Genomic DNA, 5439 nt, shown 5'->3' with positions numbered 1-5439 from the left:
GGCCAGAGGGGGTCGTCCCGCATAAATTGCCGACGTTCTCTCTCATAGCGAAAGGGGCCGGCGCTTCACGCGCGGCGACCCCCTCTGTCGCCTTCGGCGACATCTCCCCCTCAAGGGGGGAGATCACCTGCGGAACAGCGCACAAGAACTGCGGAAAACCAAACATTTCGCCGCGGAAAGCAGACCTATCATCGCTGGGCAGGCAACGGCTCTCCGGCGGTCGCATCCGCGCCCGCGCTCAGCGAACTCGGGGCGTCCGCTGGGTTTTCGTGCATGTCGTTGCCCCAAAACCGCTGCGCGGGCGACTTGCACCAACAACAGAGGGAACGATGATGAAATTCATGCTGACCGACAGAAAACTGCACCCGCGGGCCAAGCCGACCGCCGACGATTTCAGGAAAGGCGCGATCAGCCGGCGCGAATATCTGGCGCTTATGGCCGGCTTGGGCGTCAGCGCCGCCGGTGCCCTGGCGCTCGGCGGGCTTACCCCCTCGCCTGCCCGCGCCGAGGAGCCTAAAAAGGGCGGCGTGCTCCGCGTCGCCATGAACGTCAAGGGCTTCAAGGATCCGCGCACCTTCGACGGCGTCGAAATGTCGAATGTCGCGCGCCACTGCAACGAATATCTGGTGCGCTGGAAAACCGACTTCACCTTCGAGCCGTGGCTGCTCGAAAGCTGGGAGACCAGCGACGACGCCAAGACGATCACGCTTCACGTGCGCAAGGGCATCACCTGGTCGAACGGCGACGCGTTCAACGCCGACGACGTGATCCACAACCTCAACCGCTGGTGCGATGCCTCGGTCGCCGGCAATTCGGTCGCCGCGCGCATGGGCGCGCTGGTCAACGCGGACACCAAGAAGCCGGTCGACGGCGGTATCCAGAAGGTCGACGACTATACCGTCAAGCTCAACCTGCCCAAGCCCGACATCTCGCTGGTCGCCGGCATGGCCGACTATCCGGCGCTGATCATGCATCGCTCCTATGACGGCGACGCCGACCCGAAGAAGGCTTTGGCCATTACCACCGGCCCCTGCGAGCTGCTCAGCTGGGATGCCGAGACCGGCGCCGAGGTGAAGCGCAAGGACAAGCCCTGGTGGAAGGGTGATTTCTATCTCGACGGCATCAAATGGGTCGACTACGGCTCCGATCCCAACGCCATGCTGTCGGCCTTCGAATCCGGCGAGATCGACACCGATCACGAGACCGCCTCGGACGCGGTGTCGCAGACTAACCAGATGGGGCTGCAGAATTCCGAGATCGCCACCGGCTCGACCATCGTCGCGCGTTTCAACGTCGGCAACGCGCCCTATGACGACGTCAAGGTGCGCCGCGCCGCCCAGCTCGCGGTCGACAATGCGGCGGTGCTGAAGCTCGGCCTCGACGGCAGGGGCAAGCCCGCCGACAACCACCATGTCGGCCCGATGCATCCTGAATTCGCCGATATCGGCCCGGCCAAGCGCGATGTCGAGGCGGCCAAGAAGCTGCTCGCCGAAGCCGGCAAGGCCGACCACGAATATGAGCTGATCTCGGTCGACGTCGAGTGGCAGAAGAGCACCGCCGATGTGATCGCGGCGCAGATCCGCGAGGCGGGCCTGAAGATCAAGCGCACCGTGCTGCCGGCCGCGACCTTCTGGAACGACTGGAGCAAGTTCCCCTATTCCTGCACCGAATGGCTCGGCCGTCCGCTCGGCGTCCAGGTGCTGGCGCTCGCCTACAAATCGGGCGCCGCCTGGAACGAAAGCGCCTATTCGAACAAGGAGTTCGACGAGCTTCTCGACAAGGCGCTGGCGACGCCCGACGCCGCCCAGCGCAAGGAGATCATGGCCAAGATCGAGCAGAATTTGCGAGACTCCGGCATCATCATCCAACCCTACTGGCGCTCGGTCTACCGCACCTACCGCAAGGGTGTGCATGGCTGCGAGCAGCACCAGGCGCTCGAGCAGCATTTCGAGAAGGTCTGGCTGGAAAGCTGATCCTCCCAGGACTGAGCTAGCCGGCGCGACGTTCAAAGCCGCGCCGGCCGTTTGCTAATTTGCCAAGCAGCCGCATTTCAGCACAGATTGCGCCTGACCGGCTTCCAGCCGGCTCGGAACTGCCTGACTTGCAAGCGAAACTCGCCGCGGCGGTCGCCAAGACAGACATGTCGATCACCTCGTCATGCTGTGCCGGACAAGCCTGTTGTGACCGACTGCTGCGACGACTTGACCGGGTGCAGCCCTTATCGGCTACGAGAAAATCTCCGCCAGTTCGTCGGCGCCAGGGCCTTCCTTGACCTGCCGCAGTTCGGCATAGGTCGTTGCGAGAATGATCGAAAGCACCGTCCAGATGATCGCCGACACCATCGCCCCCTGGAATGTGAGCAGGACTATCGCCAGCGGCGAAAGGCTTTGCAGCGATACAAAGGTAAGTCCTAACTCAGTGGCCAGCCGCAGGCCTAGTAGCAGCCCAATGACGACAACCGAGATCAAGCCGAAAATCCACCAGCGGTACCCTTTCGTCAGGTCGCGGCTGCGCGACATCGAAGCGACCGTGCCTAGCCCCTCCTCCACGGAAACAGGAACCGCAACCGAAATTGCCACTCCCCACACAATACACGGCACGATCAACAGCAGAAACACCAGGCCTCCCGCTTGAGGCGAATAGGATAGTTCAACCGCAGCCGACCCGGATCGTGCGACAAAAACAACGAGGTAAATCGTGTAACCTATGCCCAGCACCGGAAAAATGTGCTGGAGCGCGGTCTGAACGCAGCTTGCAACCGATGGACGATTGCCATTGATTTCGCCAGCCACGGCCTTCGACAAAACCGCCTGGCCGACAAGGTTCGGCACCGCACCGATCAACCCCGACGCCATGCTGAAACCCAAGTTGACCGACATTGGCCAGGGGCCGCTGCCAATCGCACCCAAATGAAACGCCAGCGTGGGCCAGTATCTGGTCGATAGATTGATCAGCGCCAGCGGCAAGGCGAAGAAGAGCGTGCCTGCTGCGATCGAGAAGATCGCATTCCGCCGCAGGAAGGCGGCGGCATTGCCGATTACCCTCCCCAGCCGGAATTTTTCACTTGGCCCCTGCGCTCCCAACGGCACAACTTCCGTCCGCTAGGAGAAGATTTCCGCCAGCTCTTCCACGCTGGTGCCTTCCTTGGCCTGGCGCAGCTCGACATAGCTGACAGCGGTGGCCGTCGACATGATCGTTGCCATCACGGCCGAAACCGCGGCGCCGAGCACGGAGCCAATGATGCCGCCAAAGATATAGACGACGGTGCCAAGCACAGCCTGGATAACCATGGCCAGGATCCCAAGGATCACGAACAGGCCGAAGAGCGACCAGCGGTTGCCTTTGATCAGCACGCGGCTGCGCGACATGGACCCGAACACGCCGAGACGCTCCTGCACCAGGACCGGCACCGAGACCGACCAGCCGAGCCACAAGATGATGCCTGGAACCAGCAGCAACAGGGAGGCAAGGCCCGCGCCGAGCGCGACCAGAATGCCAATGCCGATCGTCGGCAGAAGGCATTGAAGGGCGATCTGCACGCTGTCCCCAAAATCCGGTTTCTTGCCGTTCAGATCCTCGATCGTTGCCCTGACCAGGGCCGACTGCAGCATCAGCGACAGCAGGAAATAGACAAGCGCAAAAACGACGGTGAGGAGCGAGTCACGGATCGCCAGCTCCGGATTGTTCAGTGCGAGATTGGAAGGATCGCCGGCAGCCAGATTGGCCACGTGCGTTTCGTTCCAAAGCTGGAACAGGAATGCCGGCACGCCCGAAAAAATGAACGCCAACCCCACGCAAAGTCCGATGTTGCGCGTGATCACACCAAAAGTGGTGTTGAACACCCTGCCGATCTCGAATCTGCCGGGTCGTCCCAATGTCGCAGTGGTCATGATAGTTTCCCCCGAGTCGCCGCCGCATCAATTCGGCAACTTCAAAGTAAATTTGCCAAGATTGATCGGCCGCGTCCAGTGCACTTGCAATTGTCTAGGCATATTGCCAGTGTCGGAGCCGAACCGCAGGTTGCAGGGGGAACGCGCGGGTGACAGAACCGGGCACGGCCGACGCCGAATGGCTGGCCAGGATGCATAAGCAGTTGCTGGCGGATGATTCGATCCAGTTCGACCTGCCGACGCTGGTGCGGCCGGAACCGCCGGAATGGCTGAAGCCTTTGCTGGAAGCCCTGGCGAAGCTCGGCCCCTACATGATCTATCTGTTCTGGGGCGCGGTGATCACCGGCGTCGCGATCATTGCTTTCCTGCTCGTCCTCGAGGCGAACGGTGTCGCCTGGCGGCTGCCATGGCGGCGCGCCCGCAAGGAGGATGAGGTGAAAGAGGAATGGCGCCCGGATGCCGGGGCTGCGCAAATCCTGCTCTCCGAGGCCGATGCGCTCGCGGCGCGCGGCGACTATGACGAGGCGGTGCATCTTCTTTTGCGCCGCAGCGTCGCCGACATCGCCACCCGCCTGCCCGACTTCCTGCGCCCGTCGCTGACCGCGCGCGACATCGCCGCGGCGAGTTCGATCCCGAGCCGCCCCCGCACCGCCTTCAGCGAGATCGCGCGCATCGTCGAGGCGGCGCTGTTTGCCCGCCGTCCGGTCGGCGCCGAGGGGTGGCGGCAGGCGCGCGGCGCCTACGAGCGCTTCGCCTTCCGGGATGCCTGGGCATGAGTACTGAGGCGACCGAGGCAGCCGAGGCGCCGTTCAGCCGCAGGACGCTGTTCTGGGGTATCTTCGCCAGCCTGCTGGCGGCTGCCGGCTTCTTCCTGCTCTCGACCTATGCTCCGGATTTCCGCCAGCCCGAAGGCGGCGCCACGCCGCTCTCCAAAGGCGGCACCGGCTATGCCGGGCTTGTCGAATGGCTGAAGCTCACCAACGGACAAGCACCGCCCATGGCGCGCGGCGAGAAGGATCTGGAATCCCCTCTGGCGTCCACCTTCCTGCTCATCGTCACCATCGCGCCGGAGAGCGACGCGGCGGCGCTTCAGCGCATCATCAAGCTGCGCTCGGGCAAGGACACGCTGTTCGTGCTGCCTAAATGGCAGACCATGCCGTCGCTGGACCATGAAGGCTGGGAGACGAAGGTCGATCGGTTGCCGAGCACCGTCGTCAACGACTGGCTCGGACGCCTCGCCAAAGCGAAGCTCGGCGAAGGCAAGGTGACGGTCGATCAGATCGATGTCGAAGGGCGCCAGATCGCCGTGCCCGAGGACCTGCAATGGGCGGCCGACAATCATCCGCTGATCGCTGCCGGCGACGGCAAGGCCGTTCTCGCCGAACTCGACAACGAGCCGTTCTACATCCTGACCGATCCCGACCTCATCAACAACGCGGCGCTGAAGGATCCGCAAAAGGCCGCGGCCGCGCTCGACATGATCGCCATGCTGGAACCCGCCAAGGGCGCCGTCATGTTCGACCTGACGCTGCACGGCATCGGCCAGAAC

General features: G+C 63.2%; 4 protein-coding genes and 1 pseudogene. 3 read left to right on the top strand and 2 right to left on the bottom strand.

Annotated features, from left to right (window positions below):
* Nucleotides 1-332: 332 nt before the first annotated feature.
* The gene (locus EOA38_RS26810; protein WP_127300653.1) at nt 333-1973 is read left to right on the top strand and encodes an ABC transporter substrate-binding protein; all 1641 of its coding nucleotides are present in this window, start codon (nt 333-335) and stop codon (nt 1971-1973) included.
* A 252-nt stretch (nt 1974-2225) separates the two neighbouring features.
* Here EOA38_RS26810 and EOA38_RS26805 read toward each other — a convergent pair whose 3' ends face one another.
* Nucleotides 2226-3083 (bottom strand): hypothetical protein, encoded by an 858-nt coding sequence (locus EOA38_RS26805; RefSeq protein WP_127300652.1) that lies wholly within the window; start codon nt 3081-3083, stop codon nt 2226-2228.
* 18 nt (nt 3084-3101) lie between these two features.
* Nucleotides 3102-3890: a hypothetical protein gene (locus EOA38_RS26800; RefSeq protein ID WP_127300651.1), complete on the bottom strand. Its 789-nt coding sequence runs from the start codon at nt 3888-3890 to the stop codon at nt 3102-3104.
* A gap of 149 nt (nt 3891-4039) precedes the next feature.
* On the opposite strand from EOA38_RS26800, the gene EOA38_RS26795 reads away from it, so the two are divergent.
* The gene (locus tag EOA38_RS26795) at nt 4040-4666 is read left to right on the top strand and encodes a DUF4129 domain-containing protein (RefSeq protein ID WP_245480924.1); all 627 of its coding nucleotides are present in this window, start codon (nt 4040-4042) and stop codon (nt 4664-4666) included.
* Nucleotides 4663-5439 (top strand): annotated as a pseudogene (locus tag EOA38_RS26790) (DUF4350 domain-containing protein); the annotation flags it as partial. The gene EOA38_RS26795 and the pseudogene EOA38_RS26790, both read left to right, overlap by 4 nt.

The organism is Mesorhizobium sp. M1E.F.Ca.ET.041.01.1.1, from assembly GCF_003997355.1.
GTDB lineage: Bacteria > Pseudomonadota > Alphaproteobacteria > Rhizobiales > Rhizobiaceae > Mesorhizobium.
The sequence above is the reverse complement of the archived record's forward strand: the minus strand, read 5'-3'. Positions and strand labels throughout refer to the sequence as shown.